Annotated in this window: 17 protein-coding genes; 9 read left to right on the forward strand and 8 right to left on the reverse strand. The window is 69.2% G+C overall.

From position 1 onward, the window contains the following. Positions 1-20 precede the first annotated feature (20 nt). A complete protein-coding gene (locus QMG73_RS39610) occupies positions 21-2,231 on the forward strand; it encodes an alkaline phosphatase family protein (protein WP_407676917.1) in 2,211 nt (736 codons plus the stop codon). Here the strand turns inward: QMG73_RS39610 and QMG73_RS39615 are convergent. Both QMG73_RS39615 and QMG73_RS39620 read right to left on the reverse strand, forming a co-directional pair. Beyond that, positions 2,209-2,766 (reverse strand): DedA family protein, encoded by a 558-nt coding sequence (locus tag QMG73_RS39615; protein ID WP_281904304.1) that lies wholly within the window; start codon positions 2,764-2,766, stop codon positions 2,209-2,211. The two genes, QMG73_RS39610 and QMG73_RS39615, sit on opposite strands and share 23 nt — an antisense overlap. Continuing rightward, a complete protein-coding gene (locus QMG73_RS39620; RefSeq protein ID WP_281904306.1) occupies positions 2,763-3,536 on the reverse strand; it encodes an MBL fold metallo-hydrolase in 774 nt (257 codons plus the stop codon). Before QMG73_RS39620 ends, QMG73_RS39615 begins: the two co-directional genes overlap by 4 nt. Before the next feature lie 94 nt (positions 3,537-3,630). Here QMG73_RS39620 and QMG73_RS39625 point away from each other — a divergent pair, with 94 nt between their 5' ends. After that, positions 3,631-4,950: a hypothetical protein gene (locus QMG73_RS39625; protein ID WP_281904308.1), complete on the forward strand. Its 1,320-nt coding sequence runs from the start codon at positions 3,631-3,633 to the stop codon at positions 4,948-4,950. On the opposite strand, the gene QMG73_RS39630 is transcribed toward QMG73_RS39625, so the two are convergent. Together QMG73_RS39630 and srmL are read right to left on the reverse strand one after the other, a co-directional pair. Then, the gene (locus tag QMG73_RS39630) at positions 4,947-5,891 is read right to left on the reverse strand and encodes an aldo/keto reductase (protein WP_281904310.1); all 945 of its coding nucleotides are present in this window, start codon (positions 5,889-5,891) and stop codon (positions 4,947-4,949) included. The two genes, QMG73_RS39625 and QMG73_RS39630, sit on opposite strands and share 4 nt — an antisense overlap. Continuing rightward, the gene (gene srmL / locus QMG73_RS39635; RefSeq protein ID WP_281904312.1) at positions 5,888-6,955 is read right to left on the reverse strand and encodes a PheS-related mystery ligase SrmL; all 1,068 of its coding nucleotides are present in this window, start codon (positions 6,953-6,955) and stop codon (positions 5,888-5,890) included. Before srmL ends, QMG73_RS39630 begins: the two co-directional genes overlap by 4 nt. A gap of 274 nt (positions 6,956-7,229) precedes the next feature. On the opposite strand from srmL, the gene QMG73_RS39640 reads away from it, so the two are divergent. Continuing rightward, positions 7,230-8,126 (forward strand): DUF559 domain-containing protein, encoded by an 897-nt coding sequence (locus tag QMG73_RS39640; protein ID WP_281904314.1) that lies wholly within the window; start codon positions 7,230-7,232, stop codon positions 8,124-8,126. Positions 8,127-8,351: 225 nt separating this feature from the next. Then, positions 8,352-8,558, forward strand: coding sequence for a hypothetical protein (locus QMG73_RS39645; RefSeq protein ID WP_281904316.1), 207 nt, complete (start codon positions 8,352-8,354; stop codon positions 8,556-8,558). A 35-nt stretch (positions 8,559-8,593) separates the two neighbouring features. On the opposite strand, the gene QMG73_RS39650 is transcribed toward QMG73_RS39645, so the two are convergent. Beyond that, positions 8,594-9,553, reverse strand: a complete 960-nt coding sequence (locus QMG73_RS39650) for a TIGR03557 family F420-dependent LLM class oxidoreductase (protein WP_281904319.1) — start codon at positions 9,551-9,553, stop codon at positions 8,594-8,596. A gap of 29 nt (positions 9,554-9,582) precedes the next feature. After that, positions 9,583-9,729: a hypothetical protein gene (locus QMG73_RS39655; protein ID WP_281904320.1), complete on the reverse strand. Its 147-nt coding sequence runs from the start codon at positions 9,727-9,729 to the stop codon at positions 9,583-9,585. A gap of 243 nt (positions 9,730-9,972) precedes the next feature. Between QMG73_RS39655 and QMG73_RS39660 the strand changes: the two genes are divergently transcribed. The 4 genes from QMG73_RS39660 to QMG73_RS39675 all read left to right on the forward strand — a co-directional run bounded on the left by QMG73_RS39660 (position 9,973) and on the right by QMG73_RS39675 (position 13,921). Next, positions 9,973-11,760: a cellulase family glycosylhydrolase gene (locus QMG73_RS39660; protein WP_281904321.1), complete on the forward strand. Its 1,788-nt coding sequence runs from the start codon at positions 9,973-9,975 to the stop codon at positions 11,758-11,760. A 205-nt stretch (positions 11,761-11,965) separates the two neighbouring features. Next, the gene (locus tag QMG73_RS39665; RefSeq protein ID WP_265249057.1) at positions 11,966-12,202 is read left to right on the forward strand and encodes a hypothetical protein; all 237 of its coding nucleotides are present in this window, start codon (positions 11,966-11,968) and stop codon (positions 12,200-12,202) included. A gap of 13 nt (positions 12,203-12,215) precedes the next feature. Continuing rightward, positions 12,216-13,580 (forward strand): DUF4331 domain-containing protein, encoded by a 1,365-nt coding sequence (locus QMG73_RS39670; RefSeq protein ID WP_281904323.1) that lies wholly within the window; start codon positions 12,216-12,218, stop codon positions 13,578-13,580. After that, positions 13,577-13,921: a phospholipase gene (locus QMG73_RS39675; RefSeq protein ID WP_281904325.1), complete on the forward strand. Its 345-nt coding sequence runs from the start codon at positions 13,577-13,579 to the stop codon at positions 13,919-13,921. The genes QMG73_RS39670 and QMG73_RS39675 overlap by 4 nt, the downstream gene beginning before the upstream one ends. Before the next feature lie 50 nt (positions 13,922-13,971). Here QMG73_RS39675 and QMG73_RS39680 read toward each other — a convergent pair whose 3' ends face one another. Further along, on the reverse strand, positions 13,972-14,193 hold the full coding sequence (locus tag QMG73_RS39680; RefSeq protein ID WP_281904327.1) for a DUF397 domain-containing protein: 222 nt from the start codon (positions 14,191-14,193) through the stop codon (positions 13,972-13,974). Further along, positions 14,190-15,059, reverse strand: coding sequence for a helix-turn-helix domain-containing protein (locus QMG73_RS39685; RefSeq protein ID WP_281904329.1), 870 nt, complete (start codon positions 15,057-15,059; stop codon positions 14,190-14,192). The genes QMG73_RS39680 and QMG73_RS39685 overlap by 4 nt, the downstream gene beginning before the upstream one ends. 632 nt (positions 15,060-15,691) lie before the next feature. On the opposite strand from QMG73_RS39685, the gene QMG73_RS39690 reads away from it, so the two are divergent. After that, complete coding sequence (locus QMG73_RS39690; RefSeq protein ID WP_281904330.1) at positions 15,692-16,510, forward strand: methyltransferase domain-containing protein; 819 nt, start codon at positions 15,692-15,694, stop codon at positions 16,508-16,510. Positions 16,511-16,518: the final 8 nt, after the last annotated feature.

Raw genomic sequence — 16,518 nt, forward strand, 5'->3', positions numbered from 1 at the left:
GGCTGTGCCATCGTTTGCAGGTGGCCGTCGTGAAGCAGCAGCCGGAAGCGACCGCCGCCCGCCCCGGTCGGGTGCGGGTGGGGTTGCGGGCGCTGCGCGGCTGGCGGCCCACGATCCGGCGGGTCCGTTCGCTGGTGCGCACCGCCGTGACCTCGTTCATCGTCCTGGCCGGCACGTTCTGGCTGATGCCGGGCGTCAACGCGCGCGGCCTGGTCGGGCTGCTCGGCATGGTGGTCACCGTGGCGGCGGTCGGCGCCCTGCTGAGGCCGCTGCTGCTGGCGCTGGCGACCGTGCTCGGCGGGTTCGGTGCGCTCGTACTGGGCGCGTTCGTGCAGGTCATCGTGCTGTACGTCGCCCTGTCGCTCGCACCCGACACGCACGTGGCCAACCTGCCGGTGGTGTTCGGCGCCTCCTGGGTGGCGGTGGCGCTGGCGGCCCTGGTCAACTGGTTCGCCGACGCGGGCACCGACGACGCGTTCGTCTCCGAGACGGTGCGGCTGATGAGCCGGGTGCGCCGCATCGAGGAGCGCAACGGGCGGGCGCTGGCTGACCGTGGAGCCAAGGCGGTACTGGCCGACCCGTGCCCCGAGGGACTGCTGGTCATCCAGCTCGACGGGGTACCGGCGCCGCTACTGCGGTGGGCGGTGCGCGCCGGCAACCTGCCGCACATCGGCCGGTGGCTGCGCACCCGCAGTCACCGCCTCACCGCCTGGCACACCGGTATGCCCGCCACCACGCCCGCCGGGCAGGCCGGCATCCTGTACGGCGACACCCAGCAGGTGCCGGCGTTCCGCTGGTACGAGAAGGACAGCCGGCGCCTCGTGGTGACCAGCCGGCCCCGCGACGCCGCCGAGGTGGAAAGGCGCCTGGCCACCGGAAAGGGCCTGCTGCGCGACGGCGGGGTCAGCATCAGCAACGTCTTCTCCGGCGACGCCACCGACTGCCTGCTCACGGTCAGTCACGCCTCGCTGCCGGGCCGATCGACGCGCGGGTACGCCGCGTTCATGACCAGCCCGTACGGCTTCACCCGCGCGATCGTGCTCGGCGTCGGCGAGCTGATCCGAGAGCTGCACCAGGCCCGCGTGCAGCGGCTGCGCGACGTACGCCCACGGGTCAGCCGGGGCGGTGCCTTCCTCGCGCTGCGGCCCGCCACCACGCTCCTGCGCGACCTGAACGTCTCGCTGATCGCCGAGCAGATGGCCCGGGGCGCACCGGTGATCTTCTGCGACTTCGTCGACTACGACGAGGTGGCCCACCACGCCGGTCCGGCCCGCCCGGAGTCGCTGAAGGCCCTCGAAGCGCTGGACCAGGTGCTCGGCATCCTGGAGCGGCTGTCGTCCGAGGCGGCCCGGCGGTACCACCTCGTGGTGCTCTCCGACCACGGGCAGAGCCAGGGTGCGACGTTCCGGCAGCGCTTCGACGAGTCACTGCAAGAGGTGGTGACCCGGCTCGCCGAAGACGCCAGCGGCGACGGCAGGGCGGTCGCGGGTGCGAGCGGCACCGCCGAGGAGTGGGGTCGGGTCAACGCCCTGCTCACCGAGGCGGTCGGCCGGCGTGGACCGACGGCCGCCGCGACCCGTGCCGCCATGCGCCGGCACACCCGGGACGGCGAGGTCACGCTCGGCCCGGCGAACGAGGAGGCGCGCCACATCGAGGAGCACGACCCGGCCACGGTGGTGATCGCGTCCGGCAATCTCGGGATGGTGTACCTCACCCGGTACCCGGGCCGCCTGAAGCGCGCGGACGTCGAGGCCGCGTACCCGTTGCTGCTGGACGGCTTGGTCGCGCACCCGGGAATCGGCCTCGTCGTCGTCGACGACGAGGACGGGCCGGTCGCGATCGGCCGGCGCGGCAGCCACCGGCTGCGCGACGGCGCGGTCGAGGGCGAGGATCCGCTCCTTCCGTACGGGCCGATGGCCCGCAGGGACCTCCTGCGCCACCAGGAGATGGCGCACGTGGGCGACCTGGTGGTGCTCAGCGTCGTCGAGCCGGGCGTCGACGAGGTGGCGGCGTTCGAGGAGCTGGTCGGCAGCCACGGCGGGCTGGGCGGCTGGCAGACCGAGGCGGTGCTGCTGTACCCGTCGGGCTGGCACCTCGGCACCGACCCGCTGGTCGGGCCGGAGGCGGTCTACGCGACGCTCGTCGACTGGCTCGACCGGCTGGGCCTGCGCAAGCCGGACGTCGAGGCCGAGCTGGCCCCGGAGCCGGTCACGCCCCCCGTCGCCGGCTGAGCGTCGACATCGTCTGCGAGATCAGCAGCACCAGCAGGACCGCCGCGAGGACGCTCTGCCACGGCTCGGGGAAGATCGCGTACCCGAAGATGCCGATCGCGGCGTACAGCGTCGACCAGAGCAGGCACGCCGGACCGTTCGAGATCGCGAACCGCTTCCAGCTCATGCCCATGACGGCCGCGGCGAGCAGCACGGGAACCCGCCCACCGGGCAGCAGCCGCGACACCAGCAGTACCGAGATCTGCCGTTCGCGGAGCCTCTTCTCCATGCGTGCCAACCGTTCCGGGTCGCGCAGCCAGTGCAGTCGCCGGGCCAGCTGCTCGCCGCCCCACCGGCACATCGCGTACATGGCCAGGTCGCCCACGTACGCCCCGCCCGCGCCGGCGAGGATGACCAGCACGACGTTCACCGGGTTCTGGTGTGCCGCGTACGCCGCCGCGCCGCTCACCGCCGCACCGGTCGGCACGATCGGCACCACCGCCCCGAACGTCACCACCGCGACCAACCAGACGAGTGTGCTCAACGTCGCTGTCACTGGGCAGCCAGCGTCAGGGAGTCGCCCGGTGTCAGCACGGTGACCTTGGTTTCCGGCGCGATCACCGAGGTGAGCCGCTCGAAGTCCGGCCCCGGATTGTGAAACCTGTCCGGCCGTACCCTCATCAGGCCCACCGGCCAGAACGTGCCGAAGTGAATGGGCACCGCGGCTCGTGGCGCGGCTCGCCGCATCGCCTCCGCGGCGCTGTAGGGGTCGAGATGGCCCGCTCCGAGCGTCGGCCCCCAGCCACCGACCGGCACCAGCGCCATGTCCAGCGGTCCCAGGTCGGACATGCTGTCGAAGAGCCCCGTGTCGCCCGCGAACCAGGTGTTCGCCGCCCCGTGCACGGTGTAACCCACGGCCGCCGCGCGGTGCCGCGACCACGGGCCGCGACCGCCGTGGTGGTTGGCCGGCACGGCCCGGATGCGCACGCCACCCAGCGCGTGCTCGTCGCCGACCGCGAGCTCGACGCAGCGCCGGGCGTAGGCCGGCCCGAGCCGCTGCCGCACAAGGGCGCCAGCCCCGTCCGGCACGACCAGCGCGGCCTCTGGACCGATCTGCCGAAGCGACGCGACGTCGAGGTGGTCGGCGTGCAGATGAGACACGAGTACCGCGTCCGGCGTCCCCGGGAGCCGCGGGCTCGGCCCACGCATGCGCCGCAGGTGGGCGATGCGGTCACCGAGCACCGGGTCGGTCACCAGCCGTACGCCGGAGTCCTCGACCCACACGGTGCTGTGCCCCCACCAGGTCACCTGCACCTTGAACGTCACAGCGTCACCGTATCTGGTGTCATCCTTGCGTCGTTCGGGTAGTTGCGTCCAAGATCCGACTTACCGAGTGAGATCGCGAGCGTACGTTCAGTGCATGCCTTCGAAGATCGGGGGCCCGATCGGGCGCACGGAGGTGCTCGCACGGGCCCAGCACTGGGTGGAGCGCCGCTTCACATATGGCACTCAGTTCAGCAGCGGGGGGTCGGTCACCAGCAAAGAGCACCGGCCGGACTCGGGCGGCAAGCAGTACCGCACCGACTGCTCGGGCCTCGTCGCGATGTCGTGGCACCTGCCGCAGTCCCTGACCACCGCCGACATGTTGACCTGGAAGGGCGCGTTCCGACTGCCCAGCCGGGACGACCTCAAGCCGGGCGACGCGCTGCTCAAACAGGGCCACGTCGAGCTGTTCGTGCGCTGGGTGAATCCCAAACAGCACGGCAAGGGCGCGTTCGTGTACTCGTTCAACATGTTCGGCGAGACCGTGCGCAACCCCAAAGCCCCCACCAACCGCGGCAACCTGGGCCTCAACCACAGCGACGAGATGTCCGTCTACAAGCCCGTCCGATACAAGAAGATCGCCGAAGGGGCGGTGCGGTCGGTGCCGCACGCCGAAGGCGCCGTGCTCCGCGAGCAGGGCGGTGCGATCTGCGTCGTCGTGGGCGGGGTGCCGTTCCACCTGACGCCCGAGGAGTACAAGGACCTTGGTTCGCCGGAGTTCACGGCCGTCCCCACCGGCACCTTCCGCAAGATGCCCGGCACACCGCGAAACGGCACATTCATCCGAGACAAGGACAACGGCTCGATCTTCATCGTGGCCGGTGGCGCCAAGCACCACCTCACACCGGGGGAGTGGAAGGCGATGGGCCGGCCCGCCGCCGTCAACGTGCCCGACCGGCTCGCCGAGGCGCTCGACAGCACTCCGGTCGACAACACGTTCCTGCGCGACCGGAAGTCCGGGGCGATCTTCCATGTCCTCGGCGACGCGAAGTACCACCTCAGCGAGGACGAGTGGGGTGACCTCGGCAAGCCCGCCGCGACCGACGTGCCCGCCAGCTTCATCGACTCGGTCAGGCGGCCCACGCCCGAGGGCCCACTGTTCCTGCGCGACGCCGACCGGGCCGCCCGCGGCGCCATCCACCTGGTCATCGGCGGCGCCAGGTATCACCTGAGCAGGGCAGAGTACGCGCTGCTCGGCAAGCCGGCGTTCATCCCGGTCGGCAAGGGCGCCTTCGAGGGCCTCGGTGACGTGCCGCGCGAGACCGTGTACCTGCGCGACCTCGAAGACAAGGCCATCTTCGAGGTCAAGGACGGCCGCAAGCACCACATGACCCCGGAGGAGTGGGACGAGCGGGGCGGCGACATCACGTTCACGAACGTGCCCGACAAGTTCCTGGAGCTGATCCCCAACCGTTAGTAGATCCACTGGTCGCGCGGCGCGGCCAGTGGATCCAACTCGCCCCACAACTCGTCGGGGATCGGCCAGGTCGCCATCTTCGCCGTGGCCGCGACCCGCTCCGGGCGGGAGATGCCCACGATCGTCGACACGATCCGCGGGTCGCGCAGCGAGAACTGCAGCGCCGCCGCCGCGAGCGGCACGCCATGCGCCGCGCACGCCTCCTCCATCGCCCGGATACGGCGCATGATCTCGTCGGTCGCGGTCCGATAGGCGTACTTGCCGACCACCGCCGTGCCCTTCGCGAGCACACCGCCGCCAAACGGCGCCCCGTTGACCACGCCCACCCCCAGCGACACCGCCTCGTCGATCAGCTCTCCGGCCGACCGGTCCACCAGCGTCCAGCGGTTGTGGGTGATGAGCGCCTCGAAGATCCCGGTACGCAGGTACCGCGCCATCAGGTCGACCGGCCCGCCCGCCACACCGAGGTGCTGGATCATGCCCTGCCGGTGCATGTCGACCAGCGCCTCGACGGGCCCGCCCGGCGCCATGCCTTCCTCGAACGAGATGTGCTCGGGATCGTGCAGGTACACCAGCGGCAACCGGTCGAGCCCCAGCCGCGTCATGCTCCCCTCGGCCGAGCGGCGCACCTGAGCACCGGAAAAGTCCCCGGAGCCGAAGTCCCGGTCGACCTTCGTCGCCACCACGAAGCCCTCCGGCACCCCACCCACCTGCCGCAGGGCCTCGCCGATCCGCCGTTCACTCTCGCCGTCGCTGTACCCGGCCGACGTGTCCAGAAAATTGAACGGCCCGGTGAGCGCGGCGACCGCCGTCTCGACGCCGCGCTCGTCACTCACGTGGTACCCGAACAGGTCCGGCATGCTGCCGAGCGGCCCGCCGCCCACACACACCGGCGTGACCGTCAACCCGGTCCGCCCCAACTCCCGCCGCGCAAACGTCATGTGGTTGTCCATTCGTAGGCTGATCCTTCGTGGAGGCCGGCGTAGACGCGGTCGCGGAGGGCGTTCGCCTCGCCGGAGGTGAGGGTCCGGCTCAGGTCGCGCAGGACGACGCGGAGCAGGACGTTCTTCTGGCCGGGCTGTACTCCCATCCGCTGCCGCGCCGACTCCGGCAGGTCGGCGTATCCGGTCTCGGACCGGATCGTGATCGCCTCCACCGCGGCGGCGTCCGGGCCGAGCAGCGCCCGTACGCGGTCGCCGAGCAGGTCGGCGTCGAGGTCGTCCGCGACCGCCAGGGACAGGTCGCGCTGCACCGCCGGCCTCGACGACACCGGGCGGTACGGCGACAGGTCGCGCATCTGCGACGCGATCCGCGGGTCGGTGGCGCGCAGCAGGCGGATGTCGTCGACGCCTTTGGCCAGCATGGTCAGCCGGTCGAGGCCCAGACCCATCGCCAGCCCCGTGCCGCCGCCCAGCACGTCCGGGTGCGCCAGGCCGCACTCGCCGATCTCCACGTCACCAACGTAGATCTCCCGGCCGTGCAGCGTGTAGGGATGGTCGTTCGGCACCGTGCGCCACGGCTGGCCGGGGAGTACGGAGTCGACCACGGTGGCGATCATGTGGATCAGGTCGGCTTCGGTGAGCGCCGGCCCGTCCCTGCTCACCCGCCACAGGTCGAGCTGGTGCGGCTCACCGACGTGCCGCGGGCCGATCGCGTCCCGGCGGTACACGACTCCGGGCACGCTGAGCAGTACGTCGCCGCTGCCGTGCGCGTCCAGCAGCGCGGGGATGCGGGCTGTCGTATGCGAGCGGAGCATGTGAGCGTCATCCACGTAGCGGGTGTAGCGGCGGTCCCGGGTGACGGCGCCGGTCGAGTACCGCAGCCGGTCGTAGTTGTGGGCGATCGGCACGACGCGCGGTCCGGGATCGCGGCGCACCGGTACGCCCCAGGTGCGAGCCAGCGCGTTCTCGATGGCGGCGACGATGTGCTGTACGGCATGCTCGCCGGCGGACGGGTCGGTCAGGTCGCGCAGGCTCAGGGCAGCGCGAAGGTCGTCGGGTGTCATGGGGTTTCCCTCCGGAATCGATGCGGATACGACGAACCCCCGGCCCTGGCCGGGGGTTTCGCATCGCTCCGTCGGAAAATCCTCCAGGAGTCAGAGCAGCGTCGAACGCCCACCGGCCAGCCGGGGGCGCAAAAATCGCGCAACTCGATACGTCACGGTGGCAAGTGTACCGGCGGTTCTGAATCTTGGCGCTCCACCGTCGCTATGGGGACGGTGGAGCGCCAAGATTTCGGGGACGATTTTCAGGGTGCTGCCTCGGGACGACGATGACGAATTGACGTGGGTTCTGTTCCGGCAGGACGGCGTGCTCGCCTACTGGCAGGCGCGGCGCTTCTTCTCCGAGGCAGCGGTACGGCACCGTGTCCGCAGCGGTCGATGGCGGCGGGTACACCGGCAGATCTATCTGACGAACAACGGGCCGATCGGAAGGGAGCAGGAGCTGTGGATCGCGGTGCTGGCGGCTGGCCGAGGCGCGCTCATCGCCGGCAGCACCGCGCTGGACGGGTATGGCCTGCACAGGTACGCGGGCGTGGGAGTGCACGTGCTGCTTCCCGCCTTCCGGCGGCCGATCGACCTACCGCCTCGTGTGGTCATTCACCGAACGGCGGCCCTCCCCCGCGAAGACGTTCATCGAATGGCGGCTCCGCCGCGTACGATGCCACCGCGTTCGGTGGTGGACGCTGCGCAGTGGACCGGATCGGATGACGCGGCGGCGGCGATCGTCGCAGCCGCGTTTCAGCGGCGTCTCGTCACGGCGGAGGAGATCCTGGGGGTCCTCAACCGGTTGCCGCGCGCCAGGCGACGGGCGGTGATCACCGCAGCCGCCCAGGACGCCGAGGGCGGATCGCACTCGCTCGCCGAGCTCGATTACCTACGGCTGAGCCGGCGATACGGCCTGCCCGAACCGAGCCGCCAAGTGGTGCGCCGGGACGCCAGTGGCAAGCGCCGCTACCTGGACGTCTACTACGAGAAGTGGGGAGTGCACGTCGAGATCGACGGCGGTCAGCACAACGACCCTCGACACCTCTGGGCGGACATGAAGCGCCAGAACGAGCTATGGATTGCTGGCGACCGCGTCCTTCGCTTCCCAGCTCACCTGATTCGAGCCAATCCCGCTGAGGTCTTCGCTCAAGTGCATGCCGCTCTGCGCGCGGCGGGCTGGCACACGTGAATCTTGGCGCTCCACCGTCGCTATGACGACGGTGGCGAACCAAGATCTCGGGAAATCGGTGGTCGGGGAGGGAAGCTCGGGGTAGTCTCGGGCGCATGATCTTCTGACGTCTGCTGAGACCGAGTGTGTTGTCCCGTCTCGGGCGTCAATCTGCCTTCGTCGCGGCCGCGGCTTCTTTCGCGTGCCGGCGCCCGAGACTCCCTCCAGCGGAAGGAGTCACCACTTATGCGTGCAGAATTCTCCGTACACGTCGATCCAGCAGAGCTGGAAGAGCAGCGTCTCGCAGCGGCCTTCGAACCGGCCGGCGATGCCGGCGAGGGGCGCGCGCGGCGTTCTGAAAAGCCCACCTCGCGCGGGTCCGGACGGACCAAAGCGGGTGGCAACACCAAGGCGGCGCACCAGCCCCGCCAGTACGCCTTCCGGCGCAGCTAGGAGGTAAAGCGGGGCCCCTCTCAGGGGCCCCGCTTTCAGCTGCGTAGGCGGGGGAGGAGTTCGTGTTGGGCCCAGTCTAGGAAGTCGGGTTGGCGGTCGCCGCCTACCTGTACCACGGCCACGTGGGTGTAACCCGCGTCGACGAACTTCTGGAAAGCCGCCACGTGCTTTTCGACGTCCGGGCCGCACGGCACCGCCTGCGCCACATCCTCCGGGCGCACGAACTGGGTCGCGCTCGCGAACGAGTCCGGCCCGGGCAGTTCGGCGTTCACCTTCCAGCCGAGCCCGAACCAGCGCCACTGGTCGTACACGATTTTGCGGCACTCTTCTTCGTCAGGGCCGTAGCAGATCGCCACCTGGCCGTAGCGCGGCTTGCCGGCGCCGCCCGCCTCGTCGAAAAGCTCCAGCACGCGGTGGTCCGGCTCGACCGCGATGACGCCGTCGGCGTACTCGCCGGCGAGCTCGCAGGACGACGGGCCGGAGGCCGCGACGGCGATCGGTACGCCGTTTTCCGGCCGGTCCCACAGGTACGCCTCGGGGACCTCGAAGTATTCGCCGGAGTATGTCAGCGTCTGGCCGTCGAGTAGCGGTTGGATGATTTGTAGCGCCTCCTCCAGCATGTCGTGCCGCTGCTGCACGTGCGGCCACGCGCCGACGACATGCTCGTTGAGGTTTTCGCCCGCGCCGAGGCCCAGCGTGAATCGCCCGTCGGAGAGCAAACCGACGGTCGCGGCCTTCTGCGCCACCACGGCGGGGTGGTAGCGCCGGGTCGGGCAGGTGACGAACGACATCAGCCCGATCCGCGACGTCGCGTACGCGGCCGCGCCCAGCACCGACCAGGCGTACGGCGAGTGGCCCTGGGTATCGAGCCACGGGTAGTAGTGGTCGGAGACGACGGCGAGGTCGAAACCAGCCTGCTCGGCCCGCATCGCGTTGTCGACGAGCTGTTTCGGCCCGGCCTGCTCGCACATCAGGGTGTAGCCAACAGCAACCATGATGATTGCGATACCCGGCCGGGCCGGGGCTACACGTCGGTGCGGGCCTCCTCCGGAGCGGGGCTTTCGGGCACTCCGGGCCGAGGCGTCTCGCCTCTGCTCTGGAAGGCGGCGAGGAAACCGATCGCAGCGAGCATGAGCGCGCCGGCGGTGGCAATGAAAAGCATGTCAACCATGGAGCTTCCTCCTCCCGTCCGCAGGATCGGAATCAGACCGTAACCCCCCGTAACCGAAAAATCCTGGTTTTGCCGACGACCGAATCCGTGGCGCACGAGCATCTTCCGAACCCAGTGATTTCGCTCTATTCTTGCCGAAGCGCTCTCATCGACGTTCTCGACCGCCGCCGTTGCAGGGTCACGCCGGCGGTCGCGTTTCCTGGGTAGGCTCTACCTCCTGAATCGGTTCAGGAAGGGTGTGCGGTGCCGACCCGACGTGTCCTGCTGGCGGCTGCGGGCGCCACGGTCCTCGTGTCGTGCGACTCCGACGAGCGTCCCCCACCGCCACCAGCCCCACCGTCGCCGCGCCCAGCCACCCGGCTGACCCTCCGCCGCGCCGACGATCGGCCGCTCACCGCCCGCCGTCCCATCGAGTTCACTGTGGACACCGATGGCGTGTGGGCCAACCCCTTCGATCCCGCCGAGATCGATCTGCGCGTCACGCTCGACGGGCCGGGTGGCGCCACTGTCACGGTGCCGGCGTTCTGGTATCAGGGTTTCACGGCCGACGGTGCCCGAACCGAAGGCCCACCAACGTTTCGCGCGCGAGCCACGCTGGCGGTACCCGGTGAATGGAAGGCACGGGCCGAGGTCGCCGCGCGGAGCCTGCGCAGCACGGACCTCGCGCTTTCTGTCGGCGCCGCGCCGCCGAAGGCGCGTGGTTTCCTGCGGCTCGATCGCGAGCGCAGCGGATTCGTGTACGACGACGGCACGCCCTACCTTCCGGTCGGCGCCAACACTGGATGGTCCCGAGGGTCCGATGTGCTCGGTGACTACCGGCGGTGGTTCGCGCGGCTGGCGGCGGCCGGTGGCAACGCGGCGCGGGTGTGGATGGCGCCATGGTCCTTCAGCCTGGAGTGGTCGGATACGCCACTCGGCGATTACACCAACAGGCTGCGGCGTGCGTGGGAGCTCGACCGCGTCTTCGAAAGCGCCAGCGAGCACGGCGTCGCCATCATGCTGACGCTGTTGAACCACGGCCAGTTCAGCCAGACCACCAACGCCGAGTGGATCGACAACCCCTACAACACCGACAAGGGTGGCCCGCTCGACTCGCCGCGGGAGTTCGTCACCGACGAGACGGCACAGGCGATGTTCTCGCGGCGGCTGCGATACATCGCCGCGCGGTGGGCGGCCGAGCCGGCGCTGTGGGCGTGGGAGTGGTGGAACGAGGTGAACTGGACGCCGATCGACGACGCCGCCCTCGCGCCCTGGATCCAGCGGATGACGACGGTGCTGCGGGCCAACGACCCGTACCGGCACCTGGCGACCAACAGCTACGGCAGCGGCATCGCCACCGACACCTGGCGACTGCCCGAATTGGACTTCGCCACCACCCACGTCTACGACACCGGCGACCCGGCGGCGAAGTTGCCGGACCTGGCCGGTATCGAGCGAGCGCGTGCGGCCGGCAAGCCGGTGGTGCTCGCCGAGTACGGCGCCTCCGGGCAGCCCGATGACGCCACAGTGGACCCCGAGGGCATTCACTGGCACAACGGGTTGTGGGCGGCGCCCTTCGCCGGCTTCGCCAGCCCGGCCATGTACTGGTGGTGGGACGAGTACCTGGACCCGCGTGAGCTGTGGGGTCAGGTGCGCGGGATATCGGCGTTTCTGGCGGGCGAGAGGTTAGCGAGATACACGCCATTCCGCCCACAGGTCACCGGGGGCGCCGTGGCGATGGGTCTGCGCGCGCCCGATCGGGTGCTCGTATGGGTCAGGGCCGCCGAATACACGCGCGAGGCCGCGAAGCGGGCGTACGAGGCGGCACTGCGCGCGGCGCTTACTAAGAACACCCAACTGGAGGGGTACGCCTACCGGCCGCCCACAGTGGCCGGTGCGCGGCTGACCGTGCCGGGCCTGTCCGGAATATGGACAGCGAGGTGGCTCGCGACGGCCGACGGCTCGCCGGTGTCCACCGCGCCGGCGCCCTCCGGCGTGCTGGCCGTACCCACGTTTACCAGGGACATCGCACTCAAGATCACGCGTGGGTGATGGCGACGTGACGGCCCGCATCCTTACGTATTCCTTATTTTCATCCACGTCCGAACTCTGAACGGGTCGCGTCCGTATTGCAGGGTGCCGGCGGCTGGACGGGTGGCTGGCCGGGGATTCCGTAAGTCACATGGCGATCCGCCATGCCCTCGTTCTGGAAAGGACGACCGTGAGTAGTGCCCGCAGGGCAAGAGCCGTACCGAGGGTGTCCCGTCGGACTGTGCTGCTGGGTGCGGCCACCGTTGGTGTCGGCGGGGCCGTCGTCAGCGTCTCGACCCTTAGCGAGGCGTTCGACAACCCGCAGAACTCGGCAGACGACGCGATAGTGGTTCACGTCCGTGACCTGAAGAACGGGCGCCTGGACGTGTTCGCGGGTGACCGGCGCATCGAAGTACGCGACAAGGACCTCGCGAACCGGCTCGCCAAAGCGGCGAAGAAGTAGGGGTTGAATCGACATGTCTTCACATCGTGAGGCGCCCGAGATCTCGAAGGATCCCGTGGCGGACAGCACCGACCTCTACGCGTTCGTCAGCCCGGACCACCCGGACACCGTCACCATCATCGCGAACTACATCCCGTTGCAGAGCCCTGCGTCCGGCCCGAACTTCTTCGAGTTCGGCGACGACGTGCTGTACGAGATCCACGTCGACAACAACGGTGACGGTCACCCCGACGTGACGTACCAGTTCCGCTTCGAGACGAAGCTGAACGACAACAACACGTTCCTGTACAACACCGGCCCCATCGAGGAGCTGGACAGCGAGACCTGGAACCGCCGCCAGTTCTACAGCGTGACCAAGGTGGACGGTAACGGCAAGGCCAAGGTGCTGGCGCGCAACGTGCCCTGCCCGCCGGTCAATGTCGGCAAGCTGTCGATCCCGAACTACAAGAAGCTCGCCGACGACGCCACGTTCAAGCTGAAGTCGGGCGAGAAGGTGTTTGTCGGCCAGCGCGCCGAAGGCTTCTTCGTCGACCTGGGATCCATCTTCGACCTCGGCACGCTGCGCCCGTTCCAGAACCTGCACGTGTTGGGACAGAAGGCGTTCCAGGAGGCGGGCAAGGCGGTCAACGCCACCGACCGCACCAACGTGCACAGCATCGCCATCCAGGTGCCGATCAAGGAACTTGTCGGCAGGAGCTCGCCGGTCATCGGCGTGTGGACGACGGCCAGCCGCCGCCAGGTGCGGGTGCTGCACGGCCACTCCAGCGACGACGTCTACGTAGGACCCAACGTCCAGGTGTCGCGGCTCGGCAGCCCCCTCTTCAACGAGGTGATCGTGCCGATGTCCAAGAAGGACCTGTGGAATAGCCTGCCGCCCACCGAAGACAAGAACTTCGCGCAGTTCGTCGAGCAGCCCGAGCTGGCGCGCCTGCTGCCCGCCCTGTACCCGGGAGTCTTCGACAACCTGGCCAAGCTCAACGAGGCCAAGACGAAGCGCGCCGACCTGGTGGCGGTGCTGCTGACCGGTATCCCGGAGGGGCTCATCGAGGGCTTCCACAACGACACCGGTGACCTGCAGGCCGACATGCTCCGGCTGAACACCCACATCAAGCCGTCCAAAGAGGAGAACCGGTTCGGCGTTCTCGGCGGCGACCTCGCGGGCTTCCCCAATGGTCGCCGGGTCAAGGACGATGTGGTGTCGATCGCGCTGCGCGCCATCGCGGGTGCCACATTTGCCTTGGTGGACAAGAACTTCGAGCCGGATGAGGCAGTCGCCCAGCTCTCGCAGGGGTTGAGCGCCGCCGACGTGACGGCCAAGTTCCTCAACCGGTTCCCGTACCTCGGGCTGCCCTACGACGGCTTCAATAACCCGTCATGACCGCCGGACACACCCACACACACGCTCACACGCTGGACGACTCCATGGCCGGCAGCGTGATGCTGAACATCGGTGCCGACGTCGGCGCGCTGATCATCACGACCGGGCCGGAGTGGCACGGTCACGAGATCGAGATCAGCCGCAAGGGCGACGTGCCAGAGGTGCGCACGCATGTCGCCGTGCGGGCGCGGCACGTGTCGGGTGGTGTCCGGTACACGGCGGTGTATCCGTCGCTGCCGGCCGGCGCGTACGTCATATGGCGCAACGAAACCGAGCCGGCCGGCACCGTGGTCGTGGCGGGTGCCACGGTCACCGAAATCGAGTGGTGGCCGCAACCTTGACCGTCCTGGTGGGTCAGTCGCTGGCACGCTGACCCACCAGGACGCTCCACTCAGGCGGTGGTGAAGTCGAACTCACCCTCCTTGACGCCGCCGACGAACGCCTCCCACTCACCGCGGGTGTAGACGATCACCGCGTCGTCGGGCCGCTGGCTGTGGCGGACGGCCACCCGGCCGCTGCCGTCGGAGAGCGGACCGGCCTCGACACACATGCCGTGGCTGCCGTCGCTCTTGCTGCTGATGTGCCAGGCGACGCCTGGCATCGACTCGCTCATGACAACTCCTCTGCGAGTGTTGCGATGAGCGCCACCGACTCGCTGTCGCTGAGTGCGGCCTCCCGGAGCGAAGCATACGCCTTCTCGTACCGTTCGGCGCTAGTGGCTTCGACGAAAAGTCGCCCCGCGAGATGCTCCACGCAGGCGACCGCCGGGTAGGGCGGCGGCATCTGGAAGAGGAAGAACGAGCCGTAGGTGCCGTCGTGCGCGCCCATGCTCGTCGGGATGACCCGGATGTCGATCTGCGGCCGGCGGCTGATCTCCTTGAGGTGCTCGAGCTGGCCACGTAGCACGCTCTTGCCGCCCACCGGCCGGTGCAGCACCGACTCTTCGAGGATCACGGTGAGCTGGGTGTCCTTGTCGTTCAACACCTTCTGCCGGTCGAGCCGCAGGTGCAGCCACTTCTGCACGCGGTGCTCGACCGCCGCCGAGCCCTCGTAGTGGCGGATCATCGTCTCGGCGTATCCGGCGGTCTGCAGCAGGCCCGGCACGATCATCGTGCTGTAGGCGCAGATCTCCCGCGCCCGGGACTCCAGCCACGGATAGTCCACAAAGGTCGCGTCGTAGACGGCGCCCTCGAAGTCTTCTTCCCACTTGTTGATGCGCCACGCGTCCTGCGCGAGCTGGACCAGGTGGGTGCGGTCCCGTTCGTCGTACACGCCGTAGACGTCGAGGAGCGCCATCACGTGGTCGCGCCGGAAGGGCCACTCGGCACGCTCGTAGCGGGCCAGGGTGGAGAACTCGACGCCGAGGTAGGCCGCGACGTACTTCAACGTCAGGCCCCGCTCGTCGCGAAGCTCCCGCATTCGTTGACCGAGCCACTGCGCCCGGATGGTCTGAACGAACTGCTCTCGTTTGGTGGGCAAGGCACACCTCTCTCGCGATAAGGTCTGGTCGCGGTGTGAAATGGCGGAAAGGATTCGGGGGGAAGGCTTCCGCCACACGAACGGGGGCTGGCCCACGATCGCCGATGAGAAGTGTTTACCACGGCCGCGCTGGCGGGGGCGACCCCAAAGACCCGTTTACCGGTTTTCTCGGCGTGTCGCGGTAATGACGGGGAATGGAAATCCCCTTGGTCCAAGTCCGCTAAAAAATCTTGGCAAAGGGCGCCTGAAACCAACGGGAACGCCTTGAAAACATCGTCGGTGTGCGCCGGAGTTGGCGCGGTTCCAGCAGCTCAGGACCCGCCTGCCCGTTGCAGAAAAGCAAACCCCGATTCCCCGGCGGTGTGACGACGTATGCCTCTGCGCCGTCGGGTGCCAAAGCCGGCGGGCGTACTCGCGAGTGCCTCCCGCAGACGCGCCACAAACGCGAGTACGCCCGCCCTCTATACACCGGAGGAATCCGTGCGCAGACCTTTAGCCCCGGCATTTGGTGTCGCTCTATTTGCGTTCTCGCAAAGCGCCTGCTCGTACCGCATCTCGACCGGCACATTGGGCCCGGAATCGCACGTGAAAGGCGCGCTTGAACCCGCCGGCGAGCCATCGGGGGGTGTCCGATGAGGACGACGGCGTACGCCTTCGACAACGACGCGGTCGACGCCCTGCGGCAGCACGCGTGTCTCGCGGCGGTGCTGGACTCGTTCAGCATCGACCGGATCGCCGGGTTGGACGGCATGGAGGGCGCGCGTTGCCTGGAGGTCGGCGCGGGCGGCAGCGCGGTGCCCGTGTGGCTGGCCGATCGGGTGGGACGCGACGGCGAGGTCGTCGCCACCGACATCAAGCCCCGCCACGTTCCCGCGCACTCGCGGATCACGGTGCTGACCCACGACATCACCGCGGAACCGGTACCCACAGGGCCGTTCCGGCTCATCCGCGCACGCCTGCTCCTGATGCACCTGCTGTACCCCGAGCGCGTGCTCCGCCGGCTCGCCGCCGCGCTGCCACCGGGCGGCACGCTGGTGGTGGAGGACTGGTACCTGTGGCTGGACGACCCCGTGCTGACCGCGCCGAGCTCCCGCGACGCCCGGCTGATCGCGCGGTTCCGGCGCCTACTGGCCGAAGACGTACTCGCCCGCAGCGGCACCGACCCGTACTGGGCATCGCGCATCCACGCCACGATGCGGTCCGCCGGACTGACCGATGTGGACACCCAGATCTTCACGCCCGTGTGGCCAGCCGGCAGCCCGGGCGCCCTGCTGGACACCATCAGCCTGGCGCAGTTCCGCGAGCGCTTCCTCGGCCTCGGCATGACCGCCGCCGAGCTGGAGCGGATCCGCCAACTCGCCACCGATCCGCTGTCCGGCCTGGTACTGCGTGGCCACCCGCTCTTCTCGACGATGGGTCACAAGACCGGTCTTGTCGGTGGGTCGAGCTAGCGTGCCGG

Source organism: Phytohabitans aurantiacus, from assembly GCF_027923225.1.
GTDB classification, from domain to species: Bacteria; Actinomycetota; Actinomycetes; order Mycobacteriales; family Micromonosporaceae; genus Phytohabitans; species Phytohabitans aurantiacus.

Coding starts and splice junctions, on each gene's coding strand:
- QMG73_RS39630 (WP_281904310.1), bottom strand. CDS start 5,891: ATGACGTTTGCGCGGCGGGAGTTGGGGCGGACCGGGTTGACGGTCACG.
- QMG73_RS39670 (WP_281904323.1), top strand. CDS start 12,216: ATGTCTTCACATCGTGAGGCGCCCGAGATCTCGAAGGATCCCGTGGCG.
- QMG73_RS39650 (WP_281904319.1), bottom strand. CDS start 9,553: ATGGTTGCTGTTGGCTACACCCTGATGTGCGAGCAGGCCGGGCCGAAA.
- QMG73_RS39690 (WP_281904330.1), top strand. CDS start 15,692: ATGAGGACGACGGCGTACGCCTTCGACAACGACGCGGTCGACGCCCTG.
- QMG73_RS39645 (WP_281904316.1), top strand. CDS start 8,352: ATGCGTGCAGAATTCTCCGTACACGTCGATCCAGCAGAGCTGGAAGAG.
- QMG73_RS39625 (WP_281904308.1), top strand. CDS start 3,631: ATGCCTTCGAAGATCGGGGGCCCGATCGGGCGCACGGAGGTGCTCGCA.
- QMG73_RS39655 (WP_281904320.1), bottom strand. CDS start 9,729: ATGGTTGACATGCTTTTCATTGCCACCGCCGGCGCGCTCATGCTCGCT.
- srmL (WP_281904312.1), bottom strand. CDS start 6,955: ATGACACCCGACGACCTTCGCGCTGCCCTGAGCCTGCGCGACCTGACC.
- QMG73_RS39675 (WP_281904325.1), top strand. CDS start 13,577: ATGACCGCCGGACACACCCACACACACGCTCACACGCTGGACGACTCC.
- QMG73_RS39680 (WP_281904327.1), bottom strand. CDS start 14,193: ATGAGCGAGTCGATGCCAGGCGTCGCCTGGCACATCAGCAGCAAGAGC.